Source organism: Lacticaseibacillus salsurivasis (assembly GCF_036246225.1).
In the GTDB taxonomy this organism is placed as follows: Bacteria; Bacillota; Bacilli; order Lactobacillales; family Lactobacillaceae; genus Lacticaseibacillus; species Lacticaseibacillus salsurivasis.
Genome location: NZ_BTTP01000002.1, coordinates 16,341 through 41,932, shown reverse-complemented (window position 1 = coordinate 41,932; position 25,592 = coordinate 16,341). Strand labels below are relative to the sequence as shown.

Annotated in this window: 19 protein-coding genes and 1 riboswitch; of the genes, 14 read left to right on the top strand and 5 right to left on the bottom strand. The window is 55.8% G+C overall.

The genetic code is table 11. From position 1 onward, the window contains the following. Window positions 1–13: 13 nt before the first annotated feature. Window positions 14–826 (bottom strand): PTS mannose/fructose/sorbose transporter subunit IIC, encoded by an 813-nt coding sequence (locus AAA927_RS02465; RefSeq protein ID WP_338215394.1) that lies wholly within the window; start codon window positions 824–826, stop codon window positions 14–16. Window positions 827–860: 34 nt separating this feature from the next. Continuing rightward, window positions 861–1,838, bottom strand: a complete 978-nt coding sequence (locus AAA927_RS02460; protein WP_338215392.1) for a mannose/fructose/sorbose PTS transporter subunit IIA — start codon at window positions 1,836–1,838, stop codon at window positions 861–863. Window positions 1,839–2,876: 1,038 nt separating this feature from the next. Next, window positions 2,877–3,052, top strand: a riboswitch (Lysine riboswitch). 159 nt (window positions 3,053–3,211) lie between these two features. Here AAA927_RS02460 and AAA927_RS02455 point away from each other — a divergent pair. After that, a complete protein-coding gene (locus AAA927_RS02455) occupies window positions 3,212–4,792 on the top strand; it encodes an ABC transporter permease subunit (RefSeq protein WP_338215764.1) in 1,581 nt (526 codons plus the stop codon). Between the two features lie 11 nt (window positions 4,793–4,803). After that, window positions 4,804–5,547: an amino acid ABC transporter ATP-binding protein gene (locus AAA927_RS02450; RefSeq protein WP_204118459.1), complete on the top strand. Its 744-nt coding sequence runs from the start codon at window positions 4,804–4,806 to the stop codon at window positions 5,545–5,547. A 322-nt stretch (window positions 5,548–5,869) separates the two neighbouring features. Here the strand turns inward: AAA927_RS02450 and AAA927_RS02445 are convergent, their stop codons facing one another. Then, the gene (locus AAA927_RS02445; protein ID WP_338215390.1) at window positions 5,870–7,180 is read right to left on the bottom strand and encodes an NCS2 family permease; all 1,311 of its coding nucleotides are present in this window, start codon (window positions 7,178–7,180) and stop codon (window positions 5,870–5,872) included. A 206-nt stretch (window positions 7,181–7,386) separates the two neighbouring features. Between AAA927_RS02445 and AAA927_RS02440 the strand changes: the two genes are divergently transcribed. Next, window positions 7,387–7,890 (top strand): NUDIX domain-containing protein, encoded by a 504-nt coding sequence (locus AAA927_RS02440; RefSeq protein ID WP_338215389.1) that lies wholly within the window; start codon window positions 7,387–7,389, stop codon window positions 7,888–7,890. Between the two features lie 43 nt (window positions 7,891–7,933). On the opposite strand, the gene pyk is transcribed toward AAA927_RS02440, so the two are convergent. Continuing rightward, on the bottom strand, window positions 7,934–9,364 hold the full coding sequence (gene pyk / locus AAA927_RS02435; protein WP_338215387.1) for a pyruvate kinase: 1,431 nt from the start codon (window positions 9,362–9,364) through the stop codon (window positions 7,934–7,936). A gap of 491 nt (window positions 9,365–9,855) precedes the next feature. Here pyk and AAA927_RS02430 point away from each other — a divergent pair, with 491 nt between their 5' ends. From AAA927_RS02430 to AAA927_RS02380, 11 genes are all read left to right on the top strand, one after another. Next, entirely contained in the window at window positions 9,856–10,488 is a 633-nt protein-coding gene (locus AAA927_RS02430) for a hypothetical protein (RefSeq protein WP_338215386.1), read from the top strand. Continuing rightward, entirely contained in the window at window positions 10,475–13,633 is a 3,159-nt protein-coding gene (locus tag AAA927_RS02425; protein WP_338215385.1) for a BspA family leucine-rich repeat surface protein, read from the top strand. The genes AAA927_RS02430 and AAA927_RS02425 overlap by 14 nt, the downstream gene beginning before the upstream one ends. Before the next feature lie 14 nt (window positions 13,634–13,647). Then, entirely contained in the window at window positions 13,648–15,273 is a 1,626-nt protein-coding gene (locus AAA927_RS02420; protein WP_338215384.1) for a SpaH/EbpB family LPXTG-anchored major pilin, read from the top strand. A gap of 263 nt (window positions 15,274–15,536) precedes the next feature. Further along, complete coding sequence (locus AAA927_RS02415) at window positions 15,537–16,364, top strand: class C sortase (RefSeq protein ID WP_338215383.1); 828 nt, start codon at window positions 15,537–15,539, stop codon at window positions 16,362–16,364. Then, window positions 16,354–17,178, top strand: a complete 825-nt coding sequence (locus AAA927_RS02410) for a class C sortase (protein WP_338215382.1) — start codon at window positions 16,354–16,356, stop codon at window positions 17,176–17,178. Before AAA927_RS02415 ends, AAA927_RS02410 begins: the two co-directional genes overlap by 11 nt. Further along, a complete protein-coding gene (locus tag AAA927_RS02405; RefSeq protein ID WP_338215381.1) occupies window positions 17,162–18,040 on the top strand; it encodes a class A sortase in 879 nt (292 codons plus the stop codon). The genes AAA927_RS02410 and AAA927_RS02405 overlap by 17 nt, the downstream gene beginning before the upstream one ends. Window positions 18,041–18,690: 650 nt before the next feature. Next, window positions 18,691–21,513: a cation-translocating P-type ATPase gene (locus tag AAA927_RS02400; protein ID WP_338215379.1), complete on the top strand. Its 2,823-nt coding sequence runs from the start codon at window positions 18,691–18,693 to the stop codon at window positions 21,511–21,513. A 59-nt stretch (window positions 21,514–21,572) separates the two neighbouring features. Next, the gene (locus AAA927_RS02395) at window positions 21,573–21,896 is read left to right on the top strand and encodes a hypothetical protein (RefSeq protein ID WP_338215377.1); all 324 of its coding nucleotides are present in this window, start codon (window positions 21,573–21,575) and stop codon (window positions 21,894–21,896) included. 229 nt (window positions 21,897–22,125) lie between these two features. Then, window positions 22,126–22,377 (top strand): hypothetical protein, encoded by a 252-nt coding sequence (locus AAA927_RS02390; RefSeq protein WP_204118447.1) that lies wholly within the window; start codon window positions 22,126–22,128, stop codon window positions 22,375–22,377. Window positions 22,378–22,391: 14 nt separating this feature from the next. Next, window positions 22,392–22,922 (top strand): GNAT family N-acetyltransferase, encoded by a 531-nt coding sequence (locus tag AAA927_RS02385; protein ID WP_338215373.1) that lies wholly within the window; start codon window positions 22,392–22,394, stop codon window positions 22,920–22,922. A gap of 93 nt (window positions 22,923–23,015) precedes the next feature. Next, window positions 23,016–24,365 (top strand): threonine/serine exporter family protein, encoded by a 1,350-nt coding sequence (locus AAA927_RS02380; protein WP_338215371.1) that lies wholly within the window; start codon window positions 23,016–23,018, stop codon window positions 24,363–24,365. Between the two features lie 50 nt (window positions 24,366–24,415). On the opposite strand, the gene AAA927_RS02375 is transcribed toward AAA927_RS02380, so the two are convergent. Continuing rightward, window positions 24,416–25,468, bottom strand: a complete 1,053-nt coding sequence (locus AAA927_RS02375; RefSeq protein ID WP_338215369.1) for an NAD-dependent epimerase/dehydratase family protein — start codon at window positions 25,466–25,468, stop codon at window positions 24,416–24,418. Window positions 25,469–25,592: the final 124 nt, after the last annotated feature.

The following is a 25,592-nucleotide window of genomic DNA, read 5'->3' as shown; positions in this document are numbered from 1 at the left end:
ATCCCCTCCTTCGTCAATAATTATCGATGATGTCGCCGACAGGATCGCCGGTGCTTGCGGACCCACTGTTACCGTTAGAGGAGCCGCCCATCTTCGACAAGGTCAAGTAAATCAAGGCCAGCGCGACGCCAATCGCCCCCAATGAAATCAGGGTCAACTGGGAAATGGTCGCCATCACGAAGCCAAGGGCAAAGAATGGCCACACTTCACGGGTGGCCATCATGTTCAGCACCATGGCATACCCAACGGCCACGACCATGCCCCCGCCAATACCAAGGCCATCAGTCAGCCATTTTGGCATCAGGTTCAGCAAGGAGCGCACTGGGCCAGCCCCAACGGCCAAAATCAGGCCGGCTGGAATTGCGATGCGCAGCCCTTGCATGGCAATTGCCACGTAGGACCAGAAATCAATCATCTTGAAGCTGCCTTCTTCGGCCGCTTTGTCCATCAAGTGCACAATCGCCGTGGCAATCGTCCGCACCAAGGTGGTCAAAAGCAAGCCAGCAACGGCCAGCGGTACCGCCAGCGCAATCGCAGAGTTAACCCCGGCGCGGCCCTGGCCGCCCAAAACCAAAATAATAGCAGAAGCAACAGAAGCCAGGGCGGCATCAGGCGCCACCGCGGCCCCAACGTTCGCCCAACCCAAAGCAATCATCTGCAGCGTCCCACCTAGAATCAGGCAAGGGACGAGCTGGCCGGTCACCAGGCCAATCAACGTACATGCAATAACTGGTTGATGGAATTCGAATTCGTCAAGAATCCCTTCAACCCCAGCTAAGAATGCCACGATGAGGACCAAGATGATTTGAATAAAGTTCAAACTCATTAGTGTATCCTCCCTTTAATGTTAGGAATGTCGATTATTTCTGTGCGTTCAGCGCATCTTGCGCCTTTTTGAGGATGGCATCCATGTTGTCTGGCTGGTCACCTGGGACCTTCCGGACATCAAAGGACACACCCTTTTCCTTCAAAGTTTTGAAGGTATCAATATCGGTTTGGTCAAAGGCCAAGACCTTGTTCGGTTGGACTTTACCCACCGAGTGCGCCATTGAGCCGACGTTCAGGGTCTTCAGCGGTACGCCGCCTTCGATGGCCTTCAGTGCGTCTTCTGGCGTTTCAAATAATAGCAATGCCCGTTCGCCGCCGAAATGCTGATCGTCTTTGGCGATTTTGATCATCTGAGCGATAGGGATAACGTGCGCCTTGATCCCAGCTGGCGCCGCATCGGTGATCAACTGCTTACGCAGCTTGTCATGCGCGACACTGTCTGAAACCACGATGATCCGCGTCGGGTTAACCGACTTACTCCAAGCAGTGGCCACCTGACCATGCAAAAGCCGCGAGTCGATGCGCGCCAAGACATAAGTCAAGCTGCCTGGCCGCCCGCCTTTCGCTGCTGGCGCAGCGGCAGCAGGAGCTGCTGTTTCCGTCTTCGGTTCAAGGTCCTCGGGCTTAATTTTGACCCCATCGCGGCCCGCTTCAATGATGTGAGCGGCGATTTCTTGTGCTGAATCCATGGACAAACGGGAACCGTAAGCTTCAATCAGCATTGGCAGGTTCAACCCAGTCACAATTGCCCACTTATCTTTGTGGTCTTCAAACAACCCATTGGCTTGGTTGAAGGGTGAACCGCCCCACAAATCAATAAGGAACAAGACTTGTTCGTCTGAGTCGAGCTTGGCAACGGCCTCCTGAAGATGCGCCTTCAGATCGTCTGGGCCTTCATTGGGCTGGAACGTGACTGCTTGCACGTTTTCCTGCTCACCGAAGATCATCGAACCTGATTGCATAATGCCACTGGCAAAATTACCGTGGCTGGCAAGGATGATTCCGACCATTGTTTGTCGCCTCCTGTATTTATTTTATTCGGGACACAGTATGCGCTCTCATTTGTCTGAAACCGGTTCGACAGTTCAGCGCATAAACTCATCCAGAGGTTAGTATGCCCAAAACTCTGGGTAATTGCAACAAACAACCCCTGAAAAAGCGGAGCGTTTTCATGAAAGTTCCTGAATATCGGTATTCAATTGGGTAAAAGTTTTTCAAAAATTTTTTTATTTTTCACGAGAATAGCTAACTCCTGATGTAAAGCGGCTTGTTCGCGTTGCATCGTGATTTGTCGAGCAATTAACCACCTTTTCTCAGCTTGGGTTTCTGTCTTAACACCATACTTATTTTAACATTAGCTATGAAAATTGACGCTTTGGTAGGCCTATTTTGAGCAATTGGTTTGCTGATTTTAAAAGCGCTTTCAGTGATTTTTACATTGTGCACTAATGGCGAAAAATTGCTTATCATCTAAATTAGAACGCATAGAAATTGCAAATTTAGTCTATACTTTTCATCTATACCACTACCCAACGCGTGAACAGCGCGCTCCTGATCATTGCCTTGATCGCCAAGTTAATCAAAGCCGCGACGCTAAGCCATCGCTGGACGTAGGTAACTGTCTGACGGACGAGGCTACGCTTGGTTTTCCGACCGCAAACCGACCTAAACCGATTGTGTTTCTCAAAACCAGTCAAATCAGTCATCCCCACCGTTCACACGCTTTCCTTTTAGCCACTACTGTTATTTAGCAGGGTGGGTGGGAAGGCAGAGGGGCACGGTGGTCCAGCCGCGAATCAGTTCGCCCACGAGGTGACTGCGCAGCAGGCAGCTCCTGGGTGAACTGGGGGCAAAGGCGAGACAGCGTTGAGCGCGTTAGCGCGATGCTGGCTCACCTTTGAGGCTGGAGACCGTATTTCGGCTCCAGCCGTCCCCCGCAGCTGGAGTGCCGCGCCCCGGCGCCGCACCACCCGCCCTGCGACGGCCATTCGCCCCTTGACAACGGTGGCGCCAGTCAGTACAGTAGAGCTCGACAATTGAATTTACCACTACGAAATAGAGGTCGCGGAGAAGACGAACGCTGAGGAGTGCCTGACCACGTTGAATCAGCCGTAAGCGAATCCGCCGAAATTGACCAGCTCATCAAGGGCGCTGGTCAGTTGGGCCAGAGGGCGAATAGCTCCTGGACTGTCGAAGCATCTTGCTTCGGAGCGCTATGATTCTGGTTTAACCACTGAAATCATCGGTCGACCTTTGTTTGCTACGGGTCGACCTTTTTTGTTGGGCCGAAACGGTACCGACCGCTCAGTCAGCTGAGCGAGCACTCTATTTCCCGATGTCTGGTCTTGGCAACAAGGCCAATTTGAAGGGAGTTTTTCACATGATGAAGGGTTTTAACCGTCGCCTGCTAGCTTTGGGGGCGACCGTGATTGCGGCGTTGGGGCTCGCTTGGCCAGTCCAAACCACGCATGCCGCGGATAACGGCACGTTCAAAGTCGGCATGGAAGCCGGCTACGCGCCATTCAACTGGACGCAAAGCACCAGCGCTAACGGTGCCGTGAAAATCCAGGGTTCGCAAGATTACGCCAACGGTTACGACGTGCAGATGGCGAAAAAAGTCGCCAAAGCCTTGGGCAAAAAGGTGGTCGTGGTCAAAACTGACTGGGATGGTCTGTCCCCGGCTTTGACCTCTGGCAAAATTGACGCCATTATCGCGGGCATGTCCCCGACCGCGGAACGGCGCAAAACCATCGACTTTTCCAGCACCTACTATGCCAGCAGGCTGACCGTGGTCGTACGCCGCGACAGCAAATGGGCTAAAGCCAAGAGCATCAATGATTTCAAAGGCGCCAAAATCACTGCCCAACTGTCCACCTTCCATTATCAAGCGATCAAGCAAATGAAAGGCGTCATCAAGGAAACCGCGATGAACAACTTCCCTGCCATGCGGGTGGCGCTGGAGTCTGGTACCATCGACGGCTATGTCTCCGAAGTCCCAGAAGGCATCACGGCTCAGGATGCCAACCCGAATTTGACCTATCTCAAATTCAGCAAGGCGAATGGCTTCAAGACTGACCCCGCCGACGTGGATTTGGCGATTGGGCTGCGCAAAGGCGATCCTGACAAAGCTACCATCAACGAAACGCTAGCCAAAATTTCCACCACCGAGCGCAATCACTTGATGGACCAGGCCGTAGCGAATCAGCCCACCACTGACAAGCAAGGCAACTGGCTCCTGGCCATTTTGAAGCAATATGGCCCGATGTTGCTGCGCGGGACCGGCATGACCCTGCTGTTGGCCTTGGTCGGTACACTGGTTGGCTTTATCATTGGCCTGCTAGTCGGTGTGATTCGCACCATTCCCCGGCAGAAAAAGGCCGCGCAACGCGGCCTGCTGGCAGTCGGCAACTGGCTGCTGTCAGTTTATATTGAAGTGTTCCGCGGTACCCCAATGATCGTGCAGGCCGCCGTGCTGTATTATGGCGCCGCGCAAGTGATGCACATCAATATGGATAAAACGCTGGCCGCGCTGGTGATTGTGTCCATCAATACTGGCGCCTATATCGCCGAAATCATGCGCGGTGGGATTATTTCCGTCGACGAAGGCCAATTCGAAGCGGCGCACGCGCTGGGCATGACCCATTGGCAAACCATGACCAAGGTGATTTTGCCGCAAGCCATTCGCAACAGTCTGCCTGCCGTCACCAACGAATTTATCGTCAACATCAAGGACACCTCAGTGCTGTCGGTCATCTCCGTTTCCGAACTGTTCTTCACTGGGGAAACCATTTCTGGGCAAAGCTTCCAGTTCTTCCACACTTACCTGATCGTCAGTGCCATTTACCTGATCATGACCTTCACCATCAGTCGCCTGTTCCGCTTGATTGAAAAGCGCCTCGATGGCCCGAAGAACTACAATGTGGAAAATAACCAGATGCAAGTTGTTACCCCAACGATTAAGTAAGGAGGCTCCTCATGACAGAACCCATTATTGAAGTCCGTAATTTGAAGAAAACGTTTGGGACCCATGAAGTCCTCAGTGATATCAACTTTGCCGTGGAAAAAGGCCAGGTGATTTCGATTATTGGCCGTTCCGGCTCTGGGAAATCCACCCTGCTGCGGAACATTAACCTGCTGGAAACCCCGACCTCTGGCGACATTTTGTTCCACGGGGAAAGCATTTTGGCTGACAAATTCGACTTGCCGTTATATCGCGCCCATGTCGGCATGGTGTTCCAGAGTTTTAACCTCTTCAACAACCTGACTGTGCTGCAAAATGTGATGGTCGGCCAGCAGACCGTGCTCAAGCGCGACGCTGACAGCGCCAAAAAGCACGCCTTAGAGCTGCTTGCCCAGGTCGGCATGGATCCCTACATCAACGCCAAGCCCAGCCAGCTCTCTGGCGGCCAGGAGCAACGCGTGGCGATTGCCCGCGCCGAGGCCATGGACCCGGAAGTCCTGCTCTTTGACGAGCCAACTTCCGCCTTGGACCCAGAAATGGTGGATGACGTCCTCAACGCCATGACCGCCTTGGCCCACACTGGCTTGACCATGATCATCGTCACCCATGAAATGGCCTTCGCTCGTGATGTGTCCGACAAGGTCGTGTTTATGAACCAAGGCGTGATTGCTGAAAGCGGGACGCCAGATGAACTGTTCGGGCATCCGCAAAAACCAGAAACCCAAGAATTCCTGAAGCGGTATTTGAACCGCGTTTAGCTAAACGAAGCGCCGCCGAGAACGATCTCGGCGGCGCTTTTGGTTTAATGGAAATGGGTTTGATGTAATCGCAGTTGCGCTCCGCGGGGCAACGCCCGAGCAAATAGCTACGCTTCAGGCCTCACCGGCAAAGAACGCCGGCAATGCCTGAAGCTAGGCTATTCGTCGGGCTAAGTGCGCCCCGCTCCGCAGCCTGTTTAGTTGCGCTCCAGGTGGCCAACGCCTGAGCAGTTAGCTACGCCTGAAGCCTCACCGCCACAAAGCGGCGCTAAGGCTTCAGGCTAGGCTACCTGTCAGGCTAAAAGCGGCCACCCTCCGCAGCCTATACATTCAAGATCCACATAAACCCGACAAAGACAAAGAACAGGCCGTACATAATCGGCGAGACTTCTTTGCCGCGTTTGGCGGCGAGCATGGTGATGGGATACATGATGAAACCCAATGCAATGCCATCGGAGATGCTATAGGTCAGCGGCATGCCGATCAGAATCAAGAAACTCGGAATGGCGATTTCCAATTGCGACCAGTTAATCTGGCGCAGCGATTGGGCCATCAGCACGCCAACAATGATCAAGGCGGGCGCCGTGACTTGATCCGTGACCACCGCGAGCAGCGGTGAGAAGACCAAGCCGACGATGAATAAAATCCCAGTGGTGACGGCGGTTAACCCACTGCGGCCGCCGACTGCGATACCGGCACTGGATTCAACATAGGCCCCTACTGGTGAGGTCCCTAAAATCGAGCCCGCCAGCATGGCCGTGGAATCAGAGGCTAAGGCCTTGCCGACCCGCGGCATTTTGTTGTCCTTCATAAAGCCCGCCTGGTTGGCCAAGCCAACCAACGTCCCGGCCGTATCAAAGAACGTGACCAAGAGGAAGGTCAGCACCACCACCGCGAGTTGTAAGGTGTTGATGTCGCCAACATGGGCAATTGCCACGCCAAAGGTCGGCTTCAGGCTTGGCGCTGGCGCAATCAAGGCGCTGGGCAACTGAATCAACTTGGTCGCTAGGCCTAGCACCGTCGTCAGCACCATGCCGATGAAAATCGCGCCTGGCACTTTTTTAACCATCAGGATGGCCGTTACGACTAAGCCGAAAATCGTCAGCCAGGTCGTGGCCGTCGAAAGCGACCCTAGCCCCACCAAGGTGGATTTGTTGGCCGTAATCAGACCACCATTACTCAAACCCAAGAAGGCAATGAACAAGCCAATCCCACCGGAAATGGCATACTTCAAGTCAGCCGGAATAGCATCAATAATCATTTCCCGCAATTTGAAAATTGTGATCAGAATGAAAATCAGCGATGCCACGAACACGCCAGCCAGCGCCGTCTGCCATGGAATCTTCATGCCAATCACCACCGAGTAGGCGAAAAAGGCATTGATCCCCAAAGCCGGCGCGGTGGCAATCGGGTACTTCGCCAAAATCCCCATCAGCAAACAGCCCAGGGCTGAGGCCAAAGCGGTGGCAGTGAAGACGGCGCCTTTATCCATCCCGGCTGCCCCCAGCACGGAAGGATTAACGAATAAGATGTAAGCCATTGAGATGAAGGTGGTAAAGCCTGCCAACAATTCCCGGCGAACCGTGGTGCCTAACTGCTCGATTTCAAAATACGACAATAATTTCTGTTTCACGTTGGATACCCTCTATTTTCCTGATTTAGCACCTAACAATCGTATAATATTCGTAGTTAAATGTAAATAGGCATAACTGGCACAATCATTGTTCGTGTTTTTAATGAAAACGACACCAAAACACGGCCAGTGGCGCTTGCTGACGATTCAATTTTCGCCACCCTGCCTTATTTGCTGTAAACTAGCTTTTACCCAGGAGGTGCACCATGACCACAGACAAACTCGACGAATTATGGGACGCTTATAACCGCCAAGGTCAAATCATTGGGGTCCAGCGGCGCGGTGATGTGATGCCGCCGGCCACTTATCATCTGACTGTCGCCATTTTGGTCTTCGTCGGTCCAGACCAGCTGTTGCTCCAGCTTCGCAGCCACCAAAAGCTCAACCAACCCGACACTTGGGACGTGGCCGCCGGCGGCTCGGCCTTGCGCGGGGAAACTGCTGTGCAAGCCGCCAGTCGGGAACTGCATGAAGAACTCGGCCTCGAGCATGCCTTCACCACACCGCTGACGACGGTTTGGCATGAGACATGGTTTGAAACGATTTTCGCCATCAATCTCCCCCAGCTGACGCTCGAATCACTCCGGCTGCAAGCCAGTGAAGTCAGTCGCGTCAAAATCCTTAGCACTGAAGCGGCGAGCGCTTTGCTCCAAAACGGCAGTACTGACTGGGGCACCATCATCGCTCAAGCCCAAACAAAAATCGGCTGATGCCAACTCTTACGAGGGGCATCAGCCGATTTTTTTGACTTCATTAGCCTTCAACGCGGGAAATCAGGACGTTGTTAGTGGAGCCGGCTTCGTACAATGGCAAGCCAAGGACGATCACAATCACGTCGCCTGCTTCAACCACGCCTTCGTGAATCAGGCGCTTTTCAGCTTCGGCAATCAGTGATTCGTAAGCATCACCCTTAGGCAGGACCATCGGGGTCACACCCCATGACAGCAGCAGGCTAGAAGCGGTGCGTTCCGTGTAAGTCAACGCAATGATTGGCGCGGTTGGCTTCAAGCGGGAAATCTGGCGAGCCGTGTAGCCGCTAGCGGTCAAGGCGATGATGGCCTTGGCACTTACGCGTTCTGCCGCCGTCACGGCCGCAATCGCGGTGGTGGTGGTGATCGAGCCGGAAGTCTTCAATTCTTCAAGCACTGGTGAGTGTTCTGGCAACATCTTGTCAGCGCGTTCGTCGATCACTGCCATGGTGTGTACGGATTCAACTGGGTAGTCCCCGTTGGCAGATTCGCCAGACAGCATGGTGGCATCGGTGCCTTGCAGCACGGCGAAGGTGACGTCAGTGACTTCAGCGCGGGTTGGCCGTGGGTTTTCCTGCATGGAATCAAGCATCTGGGTCGCGGTGATGACCGGCTTGCCGACCAAGTTGCATTTGCGAATCAGCATCTGTTCAACGGCTGGCACTTCTTCATAAGGAATTTCGATCCCCATGTCGCCACGCGCAACCATAATGCCGTCCGCTTCAGCCAAAATGGCGTCGGTATTGTCGATGCCTTCTTGCGATTCAATCTTTGGAATCACGAGGACATCTTCGCCGCCGACTTCAGCCAGCACGTCACGGATTTCCTTGACGTCACTTGGCTTGCGGACAAAGGACGCCGCGATGAAGTTGATACCTTGCTTAACGCCAAAGCGAATATCGTCTTTATCGCGTTCGGTAATACCCTTCAGCTTCAGGGAAACGCCAGGGGAGTTCACGCCTTTTTTCGCGCCCAAGGTGGCTGGATTTTGGACTTCCAGCACTAAAGCATGGCGCTTCTCGTCTTTTTCGATGATCTTGGTGTCCAAGAGCCCATCGTCAAACAGCACATGATGACCCACGTTCACGTCGTCGTACAAGCCGCCGTATGTAATATCCACAGCGTCTTTGGTCGTGTTCTTACCGGTGTTCATGGTCAAAAGGAACTTATCGCCGGTGTCAAAGTCAATCGTGCCATCGTTGTCGATTTCCGTGGTGCGGATTTCGGCGCCTTTGGTATCAAGCATCAAGCCCACTTTAAACCCAGTATCCTTCATCGCCTGCTTCACCAGGTTCATCCGGCCGAGTTGTTCCTCATGATCCCCATGAGAGAAGTTGAACCGAAAGATGTTCGCCCCGGCGTGAATCAATGCGGTGATCTTTTCCAAATCATTCGATGCCGGCCCTAAAGTCGACACGATCTTAGTCTTGCGCATGTTTTTCCTCCATATAATGCGGCACCCAGGCCGCTGACTGGCGTGATAAGTCTCACACCTTCCATTGTAAAAAATTTCAGTCCAATATACAAACGCTTTCTTGCCCCTTTACTCGGCGCTGCAGCAACGCACTCGCCCCAAAGATGCGCGCCGAATCTTTCAGTAGCAGGCTGGGCCGAAAGCCGGTTCTTAAACACCAGTCACTCGGCTCGTTTTACACGATTAGTTGATAACGTTAACTAACGCTATAATCGCTATCAAATTTTACCATAAACAATTCACTTATATGCTAATAAATGAGTCGTGGTGCTTGATTAACCTAGCTGGTTCTGCTATTTATAGAGTGGCGAATGAAGGGGTCTATTTCTACTTTTTCTAAACGGAATTATTAGTTTATGAAATATTCCCAGGTAAGAATGATGATATCATTAAGGTAGGAAGTTATATGAACCCGACCCATCTAGATTGGTTCAAGCAAAGGAGGAGGTAGCATGAAAAGAATACTGTTCAGTCTCGCAATCTTGATGGCCGGCTGTTTAACGCTACTGATTCCGGCTTACCCGGTCTCAGCAGCCACTGCCAGTGTCACCATTAACAAACGGGTCAGTGTGCCAACCACTGGCACGACCCAGCAAACTGCGCCGCTGGCCGGCGCCCAGTATCGCCTGACCCGCATTGTCGCCGCGACGCCGGGGGTCGCCATTGATCCAGCCCAACCTGCCACCTACCGCGAGCCCGAAGCCCAGCAACTGAGTGTGGTTTTAACCACGGACCAAAGCGGGAAGGCCACTTACGCCGAAGCCGACCTGCGCTTTGGTATTTACCTGCTGGCTGAACTGGCCAGCGCGCAAATCACGACCCCGGCCGCGCCAGTGGTGTTTGCCCTGACGGCTGATGCGCCTGTTTTTACCTATGCCCCTAAGTCCGGCCTGGCCGATCTCAGTAGCAGTGCTCAACCCCAGCAAAATCATGTGGCGACCGAAGCCAAGATTATGCAAACAAGTGGCCAGCTCCCGGCGTTCCCAGGCCGCGTAGCCACAATACTTGCAGCCGGTTTATTAGCCCTGACCGCGCTTTTGGCCTGGTGGCTAAGAAAGAAGGTGAGATTGAATGCGCCAAACTGATTCTCGAACGACGCGTAAGAAGATGTATAAAAAGGGCAAACACTGGATGACGGCCTTGCTGGCGAGCACGTTAATTGCCAGCGGCCCGGTGTCGCTGCTTGGCATCATCCCGGCCGCCCCAGTCGTGGCAGCGACGATTGTTCAGCAAGGCAGCGACGGCACCAGTACTTGGGCGCTTGATGACAGCGGCACGCTGACCATCACCGCCGGCGCACTAGCCAGTCGAGCCAGCGCCACCGCCACTGCCCCAGCGAACCCTTGGCAGAGCTACGCCTCGCAAATTACGCAGATCAACATCACCGGCGCCGTAACCCTGAACCCGATTTCCCGCGGCTTGTTCGGCGGTCTGCCCAATCTCACCAGCATCACCGGCTTAGCTAACGTGGACTTCACTGGCGTCACCGATGCTGGCGGCCTGTTCTATCGAGACAGTGCCTTAACCGACCTGACCTTCAGCGGCGACTTATCCAGCGCCACGAGCCTGAGCAACATATTTGCGCAGATGACAAGCCTGAAAACGCTGGATTTAACCGGCATGAAGACAATTGCCAATCCTTCAGCCAACCTCTGGACCGACGCCTTAACTGGCGATACGGCTTTGACCCAAATCACTTTCGGCGGTCAAACCTATACCGACGCCGCGGGTCTCACGCTCCCTACTGCCGGCACGTGGTTTGACGCCAGTGGCGCCGCCAAAACCGCCCACATCCACACGACCGGGCAAGGCACTGCTGCCCAGATCTACAAACGCTCTACACTGACCGCAACGTACGTCGACGCCAATGGCCAGCCCATCATGAGTGAAGGTATCAGCCCCGATGCGACCACCTATACGCCAAAAACACCATGGAACACTCCTGCCCTGCAAAACTATATTTTTACGCCCACCAGTGCAGATGACTGGAGCTCGGCTTACCAGCAAAATGATATTCCGATTACCGATCAAAATATCACCATTAAGATGACCAAAGTGGTCGCTACGGGTACAGCCGGCACGGTGCCTTGGTTCGTTATTGGCAGTACGTTGCATCTTGGCAGTGGGCAACTGCCAGAAAGTCAAGACGACTACCAAAGTCCATTCATTAACATTGTTCCCGGTGTGAATCTGACTGCGTTATCAATTGACGACCCGATTAAGGCGCCGGTCAATGCAGGCGGTTTATTCGCATCTCTGACCGCCCTCACCACCATCTCCGGGCTGGAAAAACTAGACACCAGTCAGACCACAAGCATGTCCAACATGTTCCGAATGCTTTTCGATTTGAAATCAGGCTTAGAAGGCATTACCAACTGGGATACCAGCAAAGTAACCACCATGAACTCAATGTTCTACGGGATTAACCTCAGTATCCCCGGACAAGTCACCGCCGTCACCACTAACCTTGATTTGAGCGGTTGGGACACGCGGCAGGTGACTGACTTCGGCCTCATGTTTGAAGGCACCCGGCTAAATCAGATTACATTTGGGCCGGATTTTAAAACCGCTCAGGCTGGAAGCACAGGTGTCACCCTGCCAAACTCGGATAAGGGCACCTGGGTGTTAGTGCCAAACCCCACTGGTCAGAAGGAAACCACGGTATACCAAGACACGATGAGCCCCGGCACCTACATCCAAGGCACCGCGGCTTCAGCCGATATGACCTATCAGACCAGCACCGGCACCACCGTCCAAACCGATACCATCTGGGGCGCGCTGGGCAACAGCATCGTCTACCAGCCAATTGACCCTTGGGCAACAGCGAACCTCGACACATTCAAATTTCTCTACGCCACCAGCACTGGCGAGTACACCGATACCATCCCCGCTGCCGTGACCACGACGTTAACCAGCGACACCACCGACAACCAATCCTTCACGGTGCTACCGGTCAAGGCCAAAGGTATCATCGGCAGCGGCGACAACGCTGCCCGCTGGTACCTGAGCGAAGACAACACCTTGACCATCCTCGGCGGCACCCTGAGCAATGTCGATGGCGCGGCCACGAACCCATGGGCGGACATTCAAACCTACGACGGCCAGATTGTGGCTGACGTGGTGCAAAAAATTGAGGTCGTGCAACCAACCGCGCTCGGCGCCAATGCCGCTTACCTCTTCGCCGACATGCCAAAATTGGCCAGCGTTGATTTTACCAATCTCGATACCGCTGGCACCACTGACATGAGCGGCATGTTCAACAACGACGCCGCACTGACGGCAGCCGACCTGTCCATGTTCGATTCTTCAAAGGTCACGTCCATGAAGGACATGTTCGCCGGCACCAGCGCGCTTAGCACCTTAACGCAACCTAGCGGCGGCCTGGTTGGTAGCAGTGTCACCGATCTCTCAGGCATGTTTCACGGCGACTCAGCGCTCACCGCACTCGATGTGGCGAACTGGGACACCAGTAATGTCACCGATATGACCGACACTTTCAACGGCACCAGCGCCTTAACAACGCTCGCCGTGGATAACTGGCAAACCGACAAACTGACGGCCTTCGATGGCGCTTTTGCCAACATGACCAGCCTCACCAGCATCAACTTAGGCGCCGCCGATTCAGCCACCGCCTGGAGTACCGCCAGTTTTGACCCGACGACCCAGAGCCTGACCAACCTTTTTGCCGGCGATACGGCACTGCAAACCGTCACCTTCAGCAAGGCGTTCTCTGCCGCCAGCGGCATCACCGTGCCCCTGCCGCAAGCCACGGCCAAGCTTTGGCTGCGGACCAGCGATGGCGTGGCGCTGCCGGCCAATGAATACACCGGCACTGCCACTAGCAATGGGACGTACACCCTGACACCTGCTACCTATACCGTCACGCTAATTGATGACAAAACCGGCCAAACGCTTGGCACGGTCACCAGCGACCCGCTATCAGCCGCTGGTCTCGGTCAGCCGATTGACACGGATGCCATCCTTGCCGATTGGCCAGGCTTCATACCAATCGAGGACACCGGGCCAACGGTGGGTACTCAGTTCACCATGACTGATGGCGCTTGGACCCAAGCCCTCACGCTCAGGGTCCGGCAAGTCGGTGGTCCCGATCAGTTTCCTAACGCCGGTCGGGACGATCGCCTCATTATTTTGACAGTCGGTACCCTGGCACTGTTCGCCGGCTTGGCGGGCATGCTGCTGTTGACGCATAAAACTAACAAACGGTCCTAAGGAGGATTCTAGCAATGAAAAAAGTTGACTACAAAACACGCCTGTTCCACACCCTCGCCGTCAGCGGCCTGGTGCTTGGCTCCCTCGGTGCCATGACTGTGCCGTTCATCACCAATACCAACATCATCCGCACTCACGCGGCCGCAACGCCAGTGCCAGATGATACTTCTGCCCGCAGCATCACCGTGCACAAGTATGATGGCGGCGCCAGCACCACACCCGCCACCGGTACCGATGCCGATGCGGCGAACCTCGGCTCGCGTAACCCGCTAGCCAACGTGTCCTTTACCGTGCAGAAAGTCACCCCCACCAACGGGGCGAAGAACATGGACCCTACTGATGCCACGACCTACACCACCGTGGGCGATCCGCAAACCATCATCACGGATACGAATGGCGCGGCCACCGCGAATCTTGGCACCGGCAATGCCAATGACGGTTACTACCTGATCACCGAACAGCAGTCGCCTTCCCTGACCGACAAGTCCGCCCCATTCTTCGTCCGGGTACCCCTGACGCAAACCGGTACTAACGGCGCGGATGCGACTTTGGTCTATGACGTCAATGTCTATCCTAAAGGCGAAACCGAAACGGTTGACCTGAGCCCAGTCAAGACCTTCACTGATTCCTCACAACTGGAATCCCTGAAGGTCGGGGCAGACGTAAGCTGGAATTTGACCGTTGCCACCCCTAAGGACATCTACACCCCGGCGGCTGGCTCAGTAGGCGAAGTCTATGCCAACTCCTTGGTGATTTCTGACCCCATTGACACCAACTCCTTGGACTTCAAAGCTGTTGATTCTGTGAAACTCGTGGGTGGCCCGAACGATGGTACGGCGCTCACCGCAACCACCGACTACACTGTGGATAGTACCAAAACCAAAACCAACGGCGATACCACTTACACGGTGGTGCAAATCAGCCTGACGCAAGCCGGGATGAAGAAGGCGGCCGGCTCCACCAACATCGTGGCGCAAATCACCACCACCACCAAGGCCAACGGTGGCGACGCCAAAATCGTCAACACCTTCGATACCTACTATGTACCAGCCACGAACGTCCCTGGTCACCAAACCACGGTACCAACCGACAACCTGACCCCAGGGAGCACCACTGATCCTTCTGATCCTAGCGTGCCAACGGATCCTAATACCGATGATTCAACCAACCCGACCATCAAGTTCGGGAATATCGACGTCTTGAAGACAGACGACACCTCTGATGCGAAGCCGTTGGCCAATGCCAGCTTCCGGCTCGCCGCTTCAGAAGATGACGCCAAAGCTGGCACCTGGATTACGGACAACAACGACCAGGTCATCACCGTGACCACCGATAGCGATGGCCGGGCCCAGTTCAACGGGCTGGCAGTTGATCCAACAACCGGCACTAAAGATTACTATCTGGTTGAAACCGACGCTCCTGCCGGCTATGACATTGATGGGACCATCTACCAAGTGACCGCGACCCAGGACTCGACCATTGATAAGACCATCCAGGATGCGGACAACATGCTGCCGAACCTGCCAATGACCGGTTCCGATGCTCGCCTGCTCCTGCTGGTCACTGCCACTGTCCTGATTGTCGGCTCCGGCTCCGCGCTTTACATCAAGCGGCGCCGCCGTCAGGCAGAAGAAGCTTAACTGATCACCAATCGCATGACCCTCAAAGGCTCCAGGTGCTGCTGTACCTAGGGCCTTTGTGGTATGTTGAAAGAAAGGCTGTGTAGGTCGGCGAACTTAGCACGATGGCTAGCCTAGGCCAAGGTATTGCCACTGTTCTTTGGCGGCGAGACCTTAGCCGTAGCTAGACACTCGTGCGTTGCCGACCGGAGCGCAACTAGAAAGGCTGCGAAGCTCGGCAAACTTAGCTTGACGCCCAACCTCACACAGAAAGGAGCCCCACGATGACCCCACGCAAGGACCGCTGGTTTTATACCCTTTTTGGCAGCCTGTTTGTGCTTGGGCTCATTCTGTTGCTCCTACCATTTGGCTATGACGCTTGGCTCACGCAGCGCAACCAGCAAGCCGTGGTTGCCTACGAGCAGCACCATACCAAGCAAAGCCCCAAAACCGAGCTGATTCAGCAGTATAACCGCATGATTGAAGCCGAGCAGCTCGGCGGTCCGCTGCCTAAGCCGGTTAAAATCAGCCAAATTCAACCGGACCTGCACACGCCGCTGGGTTACATCGACATCCCCGCCGTCAACGTCGACAAGACGCTGATTTACTACGGCGATTCCGACTGGGCGTTGAACCACGGCGCTGGCACCATGCCGCACACCAGTCTGCCCGCCGGCGGTAAGGACACCCTGGCGGTGGTCACCGGCCACTCTGGCCTCGCCAACCGCATTGTGTTTGACAACATTCGTTACCTCAAAAACGGCGACGTTTTTTACCTCAACACTTTCGGCACGCGCAAGGCCTACCGCGTCTATACGCGTAAAGTCGTGGACCCCAACGACAAACAGACGCTCAAGGCCGTCTACGTGCAGCCCGGCAAGGACCGCGTCGCGCTGTTAACCTGTACCCCACTGTTCATCAACACCGACCGCCTGCTGGTTTACGGGGAGCGCATTTCGCTGAAAGCTGCCGCGCACACCCCCACCCACCGCCGCGACCTGTTCCGGCTGGATCACATTTGGGTGGCTGCGGTGCTGCTATTTATGGTGATACTGGTGGTCATTTTCATCTGGCAACAACGCCGCCGGAAAGGAGCTCGCCATGAAAAATAGCCGCCGTTCCCGCCTGTTTGACGCACTCCTGATCGTCATCCTGTTCATCGGCATCGCCCTGTTCATCCTGCCCTTCGCCTTCGACTGGCAGCAAGCCAACCAGCGCGCCCACAGCGAAACCACCTACAAGCAGGCCTATATCCCGCAACCTGACGGCCTACAAACCAAAATCGACGCCTATAACGCCATGATTTTTGCCCAACAGCAAAACCGCGCCAACACTAAGGTGGCCATCACCAGCATTCAAAAGGACCTCAGAGACCCGATTGGCTACCTCGACATCCCCGCCATCAAGCTGCGCGCGATGACCATCTACTACGGTGACTCCGACTGGGTGCTAAACCGCGCCTTGGGCACCCTGCCGTTCACCAGCCTGCCGACTGGCGGCAAAAACACCTTGGGCGGCATCACTGGCCACTCGGGCCTCGCCAACCGTATTTTCTTCGACAACATCCGCTACCTCAAAAATGGTGACATCATCTATGTCAACGTCTTAGGGAAGCGCCACGCCTATGCAGTGGATGCCAAAAAAGTGGTCGACCCAGAAGCGCCAAGCGCCATCAAGGCCTTTTACGTGCAACCCGGCAGGGACCGCATCGCGCTCATGACCTGCACCCCCTTGTTCGTCAACACTAAACGACTTATCGTGTACGGCAAACGGGTCCCGCTGAAGCAGGCAAAGGCGACCAAGACCGAGCATCGCACTTTCTGGAGCGTGGAACACATCTGGTTGGCCGTCATTGGCCTGTTCCTGCTGCTCCTATTGCTGGCGCTTTGGCGGCGAAGGAGGAGGCACCATGCGCAGACTCGTTAAGTGGTTCATTTGGCCAGCACTCGTCATGCTGGCCAGCATCGCGCTAGTGGCGGCCGGTTACCACCACCTGCTGCAAGCCCCGGCCATCGTCATTCCCGCCGGTGAAGCCGCCGCCCAGCAGGCGAACCTAGCAAACAGTCAGGCCGTGTCTGCCCATCACCGCAGTCAAATCGCCGAAGCCGACCTCACGACCTTGCTCACCGCCCGCCCGAAAACTGAGCGCCTCATGGCATCAGCCGGCGTGGGTCGGGTGGCGATTCCTGCGGTGGGCATCAGTCTGCCGATTTTTAACCAGATCAACGACAACACTCTCAGCCTTGGCACGGTGTTGTACTTCCCGGAACGAAAGCTGGGCCAAGGCAACACCGTCCTCGCCTCTCATCACTACCTCGGCGGTGAAGGGCTGCTTAACGCCCTGAACCAGGTGAAAAAAGGCGACGAAATCTTGGTCTCCGACCTGACCTCTGTGTGGGTGTACCAGGTGGCGGCGAATCAGGTGGTGAACCAAGACCAGGTCAGCGTCCTAGCCGATACCGGTGATGCGCGGGTGACGCTCATTCGCTGCGAAGGCCCACGTGGCACCGATTACCGCCGCGTGGTCACCGGCTTGCTCACCCGCCGCACCAGCTTAACCACGAACTCAGCCAAAAGGCTTGGCATCACTGCCGGCAAGCTTCCCGCCAAAGACGACGGACCGCTTGCCTTCGTGGCCGCCGCCCTTGCGCGCACCATCAGCCGCCACCAGCTGGATGGCTGGCTGTGGCTACTGCTGGCAATCAATCTGGCAGTCCTGATCGGTTGCGGTGCTGGCTACGTTCTGGCCGGCGACCGGCCCAAAAAGCCGTCGCGTGCTGAACGCTAGCTGTAACAGCTTCAGTGACATTTTGCTCGTTATCATCGGCGTCTTCGCGCTCCTGCGAAGACGCCGATTTTTCCTGTTCAAGTCACCGCGCATCCTCTACTTCGCCTCACCCCTCAATCGTAAATAACCCCCAGTTATTGTTCATCCCCTTGCTCAGTTCTGTATTTAGACCGAGCATTGCTCACGGATCAACGCCTAGAAAGCATTCAAGCGGCACTCTCAAGTCACATCCTAGCCGCTACTGTTATATAGCCGGTGGCACGGGCGGTGGGCGGAGCTTGGCGGGGGTCTGGCAGTGAAACGATTAGCGACAGGCAGACCGGCGCGGTTTTTGCGCAGGGCTGCCCAGAGCTAATCGCGGCAAAGTTGGAGACAGCAACGAGCGCAGCGAGGCGGGCTCCAACTTTAGGGCCGAGACCGCCTTTTGGCTCGGCCCGGCCGCACAGCCAGCACCCCCGCCAAGCGGAGCCTACCGCCCGCGCCACCCCAGCGGCCGAAAACCAAATCTGTTGACACTAACATTAGGTATCCTTTAAACTAGTAATAACAGATAACTAATTGCAAAAATTCGGTTGGGCGGTGCTCAAGAAGGCTTTCTCGGGGAGGAAAGCGATTCTTGGGTGCGGCCTTTTCTTATTGGAGGAAACCTTATGACCCCCTACAACGAACACAAAGCAGATGTCCTCACTCGCCTGGCCACCAGCCGGCAAAACGGCCTCACCAACGAAGAAGCACAGGCCCGGCTCACCCAGCACGGTCCCAATGCCCTCGCCGCCAGCAAGCCCCTACCCGCCTGGCGCCAGTTTTTGGCGACCTTGAAGGAACCGCTGGTCATCATTTTATTCATCGCCGTGCTGTTGGCCTGGGCCAGCGCCGGCTATGACTTCTTCGTGCGCAATGATCCCAGCCACGGCATGGCCGCCGTGTACGAAAGCATCGCCATTCTACTCTTAATTTTCGTTAATGCTGGGCTGTCCTTTTGGCAGGCCAAAAGCGCGCAGAAATCCCTGGACGCGCTAAAGGTGATGGCCGATCACCATGCCAAAGTCCTGCGCGATGGCGACTGGCTGACGGTACCCGCCACCGAGCTGGTGCCTGGCGATATTGTCAGCGTCAAAACCGGCGACTTTATCGAAGCCGATGTTCGCTGGCTCCATGTCGCTGAGCTGCAAACCAATGAAGCCCACCTCACCGGCGAAGCCGAACCCGTGCAGAAACAAACCCACGCGCTGGGCGCCGACGTGCAAATCGGTGACCGCACCAACATGGGCTTTTCTGGCGCGACCGTGACCCATGGCAATGGCCTCGGGGTGGTGGTGGCCACCGGCATGCAAACTGAGCTCGGCAAAATCGCCACCTTGCTCGATCAAGTTAAAGATAAAAAGACTCCGATTGAACGCACCATTGCGCGTTTGACCACCAAACTGATGATGGTGGCGATGGTGATTGTGGCGTTCACGTTGCTGGTGGAGCTCTTTAAAGCCTACCAACAAACCGGTAGCCTCTCTTTTGCCGCGCTGGCGGAATCCCTTTCCACGGCGATTGCGTTGGCGGTGGCCGCGATTCCCGACGCCCTGCCGGCGGTGCTGTCGATTGTGCTCACGATTGGGGCCACGATGCTGGCCAAAAACAACGGCCTGATCAACTCCCTGAACAGCGTGGAAACCTTGGGTGCCACCAGCTACATTGCCTCAGACAAAACCGGCACCTTGACCAAAAACGAAATGACCGTCACCCGCTTTTATGCCAATGGCGCTAGCTATGTGGTGGAAGGCGACGGCTATGAACCAGTGGGCGAAATCATCCCCGACGATGAAGCTGACACCCCCGGTTTTTCGCGGTTCATGATGGCCAGTGTGCTGAATAACGAAGCCGCCATCCAAACCGACGACGAAGGCCGCAGCCGCCCTTATGGCAACCCCACCGATGTCGCGCTGGTGGTGATGGGCCACAAGTTCGGCATCGACCGCGACACGATTTTGAACAAAGACCAGGCGCTGGACATCGACATCATTCGCGAGCTGCCTTTTGACAGCGACCGCAAAATGATGAGCGTGGTCATTAAAGATGGCGACCAGTATCAGGTACTGACCAAAGGCGCGCCGGATGTGATTTTGGCCAAAACCGATGCCATTTTGGACCACGACCAGCCCATCACGCTGGCGGCAGGCCAGACGGCGGTGGAGGCGCAGGTCAATCGGTTTGCCGAACAGGCGCTGCGAACCTTGGCGGTGACGCTGCGTGACATCGACGAGGACCTGGCGCTGCATGGCAGCACCGCCGAGCTTGAGCAACACCTGACCTTGCTGGGAATTGCCGGCATCATCGACCCACCGCGGCCGGAAGTGCGCCAAAGTGTGGCCACTTTGCATCAAGCCGGTATTCAGGTGGTGATGATTACCGGCGACCACGCGGTGACCGCCCGGGCGATTGCCTTGAAGCTGGGCATTGTCACCGATCCCAGCGCCCGGGTGGTGGAAGGCAAGCAGCTGGAAGCCATGACCGATGACGATTTGTTCCGCCTGGCGCCAAGCATCCGCGTCTACGCCCGGGTGTCGCCGGAACACAAGCAGCGCATTGTGCACGCCTTGCAGCGGCATGGCGAAACCGTGGCCATGACTGGCGATGGCATCAATGACGCGCCAGCTTTGCGCGCGGCGGACATCGGTATTGCCATGGGCATCAACGGCACCGAAGTCACCAAAGACGCCGCAGATCTGATTTTGCTGGATGACAAATTTACCACCATCGAGCGCAGCGTCCGCGCCGGCCGCACCATTTTTGGTAACATCAAAAACTTTATGCGCCACGAGCTCACCACCAATGTCGCCGAAGTGTTGGCACTGCTGTTCGGGGTGCTGCTGATGACGCAACCTGTCGGCCAAGTCGCCGCCACCACCCCGACATTAACGGCGCTGATGGTGCTGTGGGTAAACATGATTTCCGATGCCTTGCCGAGCTTTGCCCTTGGCTATGATGTGCCGGAAGCCGACCTCATGAGCCAGCCACCGCGCAATGTGAAACAATCCATTTTACATGGCATGCTGGGCCGTATTTTCCTGCGCGGCATTGTGATGGGCGGCCTGGTCTATGTCGCCTTTATCTGGGCCGCCAGTCAAGGCATGAGCGGCGCCGAAGCGCAAACCCTCGCCTTTTTGACCCTGGTGTTTGGCCAGCTATGGCATGTGTTTGACGCCCGCAGCACCCGCACCTTGTTCGCTCGCAATCCCTTTGAAAATCATCAGCTGCTCCTGGCAGTGGCGTTCGCGGCGGCCGCTTCACTGCTCGTCACGATCATGCCGTTCTTCAACGAAGTGATGGGTACCGCGCCGCTTTCCAGCACATTGTACGCCGCAGTGGTATTCATTCCGGCCCTGCCGACCTTCATTTTGTCCGGGATTAAAGAACTGTGGCTGCGCTGGCATCGCCCACCGGTGGCCCCAGAGCGTCAGACCGCGCCGGAGCATGATTAAAGATTGTTTTTTCAGGCCAGATTGCCTACAATCGGGGTAACAATATCGAGGTGAGCCAGTTGAATGTTTATCATGCGCTGAAAATGATTCAGATCGAGCACCAGTCCCTCAATCATCGCCAGGTCGTGATCACCGATGAAAACGGCAAGCCGCTTTCGCAGCTGACCGATCTGCTCAGTGATTGTCTCAGTAAAATCGACCTATTCGTTGATTTGCCCAGCACCGACACCGCCAGCGATGTCATTGATGACCTGCATTTGCTGACGCCCTTGCCGAATGACGTGCTGGACGAATACCAAAAAGTCCTCGATCAGCCGATTCAAGCGATTAACGTCGCCTTGCACAAGGCCTTAGTCGAGCTGGTATATTTGCCATTAATGTAGACTTTGGCAAACGAAAGACCCGTTCACGGCAGGTGAGCGGGTCTTTTTGCCAGGGCGGCGATAGACTTAGCCCGCCTGGCAAGTGATGCTACTCGAATGAAGCAGCCTTCATTCGTGGCTGGAGCCTACACCACGCCGATAAAAGCGTCAAATTAGTAATCGTATTATCAATTCTTCGATACCACGACCGCGCTCGCGCTGAGGGGCGGTCAGTTTGGAGGGGTCTCGCTTGGCGAAACAATCACCACCCACGATCACGTTAATTCTGCTGTTGACCGCTGGTTTTTTGCTGCCGCAGCTTGGGCTGTCCGCCTTGGCCATGGGCTGGTTCGCGCTACTACTGCCGCTGCTCGGCTTTTTGTGTCTGCGCCTGGCCGCCCGTCAGCCACTTGCGCCGCAGTACCAACGGCTCGTGGTCTGGGGCCAACCGTTAGCCGCGGTCATGGCCCTGTTAATCTTGAGCAAACTCATTCAAGGCTAGAAAGAAGCATTCTTGTGAAAATTAAACCCTTACCCCCGGCGGATTTTGCCGCTAGTTTAACCCTGATTACCACTGCCTTTGCCACCGCGCCGCATACTGATGGCAATGAGGCCAACCTGGTTGCGGCCCTGCGCCAAAGCCCCGATTACCATGCCGACTATGACGTTGGCGCCTTCACTGACGATGGCGCCTTGATTGGCCACGCCTTGCTCTCCAAGGCCACCATCCAAAACGCCACGCAGGCTTGGCCAATCTTTGTGCTCGCCCCGTTGGCCGTCTTGCCCGCGTACCAAAATCAAGGCGTCGGCGGGGCGCTGATCACCTACCTGGAGATGCAAGCAGGGGAGGATGCCCGGCGCGCCATCTCAATTCTCGGTGACCCCGCTTATTATGGCCGCTTCGGCTACCAACCAGCGGCCAATTTCAACGTGGAGGCGCCGTTTGAAGTGGAATCCAAGTACTTTCTCCTGCGGCCGATTGTTGAAGGCGGGTTAGCTAGCGTCAGTGGCACCTTGCATTACGATCCGGCGTTTGGCTTGGCTTAATTTACAGAAAACTGGCGCCAATGCCGGCGCAAAACTTTCATCAGACCCGCGAACGTGGTAACTTAAACCTTATAGTTTCATTTGGAGGTTATCATGAAAGACCAAGAACCAAAGCCAGCCACTGCGCCGGTTAATTTACCCCACCACATGACCATTCACTGGCACCGTTTTGCCAAAGGGGAGGCCCTGCCTGTCACCCAGGTGCGCTTGACCGAGCGGGCCACCATTGTGGGCCGCGTGGGTTTGATGATGCTGGCCTGCGGCACTGGGGCGTGGCGGGTGCGCGAGGCCATGAACACCATTGCCCGCGCCTTGGGGCTAACTTGCAGCGCCGATGTCGGGCTGATCACGCTGGAATACACCTGTTTTGAAAATGGCCGCCATTATTCCCAGACACTAGCCTTGCCCAGCAGCGGTGTGAACACCGACCGCCTGCATGCCATGGAAGTCTTCGTCAACCATTTCGAGGAGGACTGCACCGGCTTAACCGTGCATGAAGTGCATGAGCGTCTGGATGCCATTCAACGCCGCTCCGGCAACTTCTCACCGCTGCAGGTGGGCTTGGCGTCGGCTCTGGCCTGCGCGGCCTTCGTCTTTCTGCTGGGCGGCGGCCCCATCGAAATGCTTTGTGCCTTTTTCGGCGCCGGAGTCGGCAACTACACCCGGCGGAAAATGATCGACCGCCACATCACGCTGGTGGCGCATGTTGCCGTCAGCGTGGCAGCGGCGTGTCTCACCTATTTTGCCGTTTTCAAGCTTCTAGAAATGAGTTTTCACATTGCGGCAGCGCATGAAGCAGGCTACATCGGAGCGATGTTGTTCGTCATCCCTGGGTTCCCCTTCATCACCTCTGGCTTAGATATGGCCAAGCTCGACATGCGTTCGGGTTTAGAACGCGGTACCTTCGCCATTTTGACCATTGTGGTCGCCACCCTCACCGGCTGGGTGGTGGCGATGCTGGTGCAATTCCATCCGGAAAACTTTCTGCCGCTGGGCCTGTCGTTTTGGCCGCTGCTGGGGCTGCGGATTGTGGCCAGCTTCTGCGGGGTGTTCGGCTTCTCGATTATGTTCAACAGCCCCGTGCCCATGGCCACGATGGCTGGGCTAATTGGGGCGCTTGCCAATACGCTGCGCCTAACGCTTTCCAGTAGCGCTGGCCTGCCGCCAGCGGCAGCGGCATTTCTCGGCGCGCTGCTTGCCGGTCTTCTCGCTTCGCTGGCCAACCGGCGCGACGGTTACCCCCGGATTTCGCTAACCGTCCCTGCCATTGTCATCATGGTGCCAGGGCTTTACATGTACCGCGCCATGTTCAACCTCGGCTTGAGCAATGTTGACGTCGGCGGTAGCTGGCTGATTCAAGCGGCCATGATGGTTGTCGCCTTACCGCTGGGGCTCGCCATGGCGCGGATCATCACTGACCCCACCTGGCGGCATGCGGATTAACTTGGAATCAAAAACTCGCTCTGACCGCGGTCAGAACGAGTTTTTTTAAGTTAGGCTTCTGCCCGCAAAATCTGTAGCGTATGCGCTAGCCCGGTTGCCATATCGAACTGGGCATGCCAGCCCAGCGCTTGCAACTTGCTTGGATCCAGTAATGCTTTCGTGGCTTTACTGAAGCCAGCCTGCTCCACCGCGTCTGGCAGTTCAAACACCACCTGATTGCCGGATTCTTTGGCAATCATCGCAGCCACGTCTTTCAGCATCACATTCGAGGCCTGATCAGCAATGTTATACGCCTCACCATTGACTCCGGCCAGCAGCACCATCAACAAACCGGACACGGCATCGGCGACGTACGTATAGGAATAATGCTGAGTGCCAGCACTTTTCAGCACGATATCCTCACGCGCCACGCCATTGCGGATGAACTGCGTCATCGCCTTGGTGTCGCTGCGCGCCAGCGTCGGGCCATAGCTACGGGTCAGCCGCGGAATCACAACATCCAGCCCTTTTTGCCGCTTATAAGCCTGGCACAAGGCCTCGCCGGCGCGTTTGCTTTCCGGGTAGCCGGCACGCAAGGTGTTGGAGTCAATGTAGCCGCAGTAATCTTCCTTGAACAGCTCCACATCCCCGCGGTTTTCGCCGTAAATCTCATTCGAAGAGGCGAACGCGAACCGCTGGGCGTGATGCGCCACGGCGAATTCAAGCAGGTTTTGCGTGCCGATGATATTGGCGGTAATCGTGCCAATCGGGTCATTGGCATACGCCACCGGATGCGTGTTGCTGGCCAGATGGAGCACAAAATCCACGTCGGCAATAGCGACGTCGGTCAGCGGCAAGTTGACATCGTGGCTGACAAAGGTGAAGTGGTCATCATCCCAATATTCATTGAACCGCGCCTTGGCATGCGCCTCGCTGCGCCCTAGGGCGATAATGTGGCAGTCGCGCTGCTGGGTGTGATTTTGCTGCATCAACACGTCAATCAGAAAACTCCCAATTAACCCGCTGGCGCCAGTAATCAAAATCGTCTTACCTTGGAGCTTGTCCCAAGGCAAAGCCAAGGCCGCAGTCGCGGCGACGTCTTGTTGGTATAATGCTGATTTCATGCTGCACCTCCGAGTTTTATCATACCTTGAAAAACCAGCAAACGCTAGATAATGAGCGATGAGAATAGCCGGGCCGAGACCGGTCTGTGGCTCGGCCCGGCCGCACAGCCGGGCCGGCGCCCAA

What these genes read in the sequence shown, in the direction of transcription:
- AAA927_RS02400 (WP_338215379.1), top strand. Translation starts at nt 18,691, where the DNA reads ATGACCCCCTACAACGAACACAAAGCAGATGTCCTCACTCGCCTGGCC.
- AAA927_RS02420 (WP_338215384.1), top strand. Translation starts at nt 13,648, where the DNA reads ATGAAAAAAGTTGACTACAAAACACGCCTGTTCCACACCCTCGCCGTC.
- pyk (WP_338215387.1), bottom strand. Translation starts at nt 9,364, where the DNA reads ATGCGCAAGACTAAGATCGTGTCGACTTTAGGGCCGGCATCGAATGAT.
- AAA927_RS02380 (WP_338215371.1), top strand. Translation starts at nt 23,016, where the DNA reads ATGAAAGACCAAGAACCAAAGCCAGCCACTGCGCCGGTTAATTTACCC.
- AAA927_RS02415 (WP_338215383.1), top strand. Translation starts at nt 15,537, where the DNA reads ATGACCCCACGCAAGGACCGCTGGTTTTATACCCTTTTTGGCAGCCTG.
- AAA927_RS02405 (WP_338215381.1), top strand. Translation starts at nt 17,162, where the DNA reads ATGCGCAGACTCGTTAAGTGGTTCATTTGGCCAGCACTCGTCATGCTG.
- AAA927_RS02430 (WP_338215386.1), top strand. Translation starts at nt 9,856, where the DNA reads ATGAAAAGAATACTGTTCAGTCTCGCAATCTTGATGGCCGGCTGTTTA.
- AAA927_RS02410 (WP_338215382.1), top strand. Translation starts at nt 16,354, where the DNA reads ATGAAAAATAGCCGCCGTTCCCGCCTGTTTGACGCACTCCTGATCGTC.
- AAA927_RS02440 (WP_338215389.1), top strand. Translation starts at nt 7,387, where the DNA reads ATGACCACAGACAAACTCGACGAATTATGGGACGCTTATAACCGCCAA.
- AAA927_RS02455 (WP_338215764.1), top strand. Translation starts at nt 3,212, where the DNA reads ATGAAGGGTTTTAACCGTCGCCTGCTAGCTTTGGGGGCGACCGTGATT.
- AAA927_RS02375 (WP_338215369.1), bottom strand. Translation starts at nt 25,468, where the DNA reads ATGAAATCAGCATTATACCAACAAGACGTCGCCGCGACTGCGGCCTTG.
- AAA927_RS02460 (WP_338215392.1), bottom strand. Translation starts at nt 1,838, where the DNA reads ATGGTCGGAATCATCCTTGCCAGCCACGGTAATTTTGCCAGTGGCATT.
- AAA927_RS02425 (WP_338215385.1), top strand. Translation starts at nt 10,475, where the DNA reads ATGCGCCAAACTGATTCTCGAACGACGCGTAAGAAGATGTATAAAAAG.
- AAA927_RS02450 (WP_204118459.1), top strand. Translation starts at nt 4,804, where the DNA reads ATGACAGAACCCATTATTGAAGTCCGTAATTTGAAGAAAACGTTTGGG.
- AAA927_RS02465 (WP_338215394.1), bottom strand. Translation starts at nt 826, where the DNA reads ATGAGTTTGAACTTTATTCAAATCATCTTGGTCCTCATCGTGGCATTC.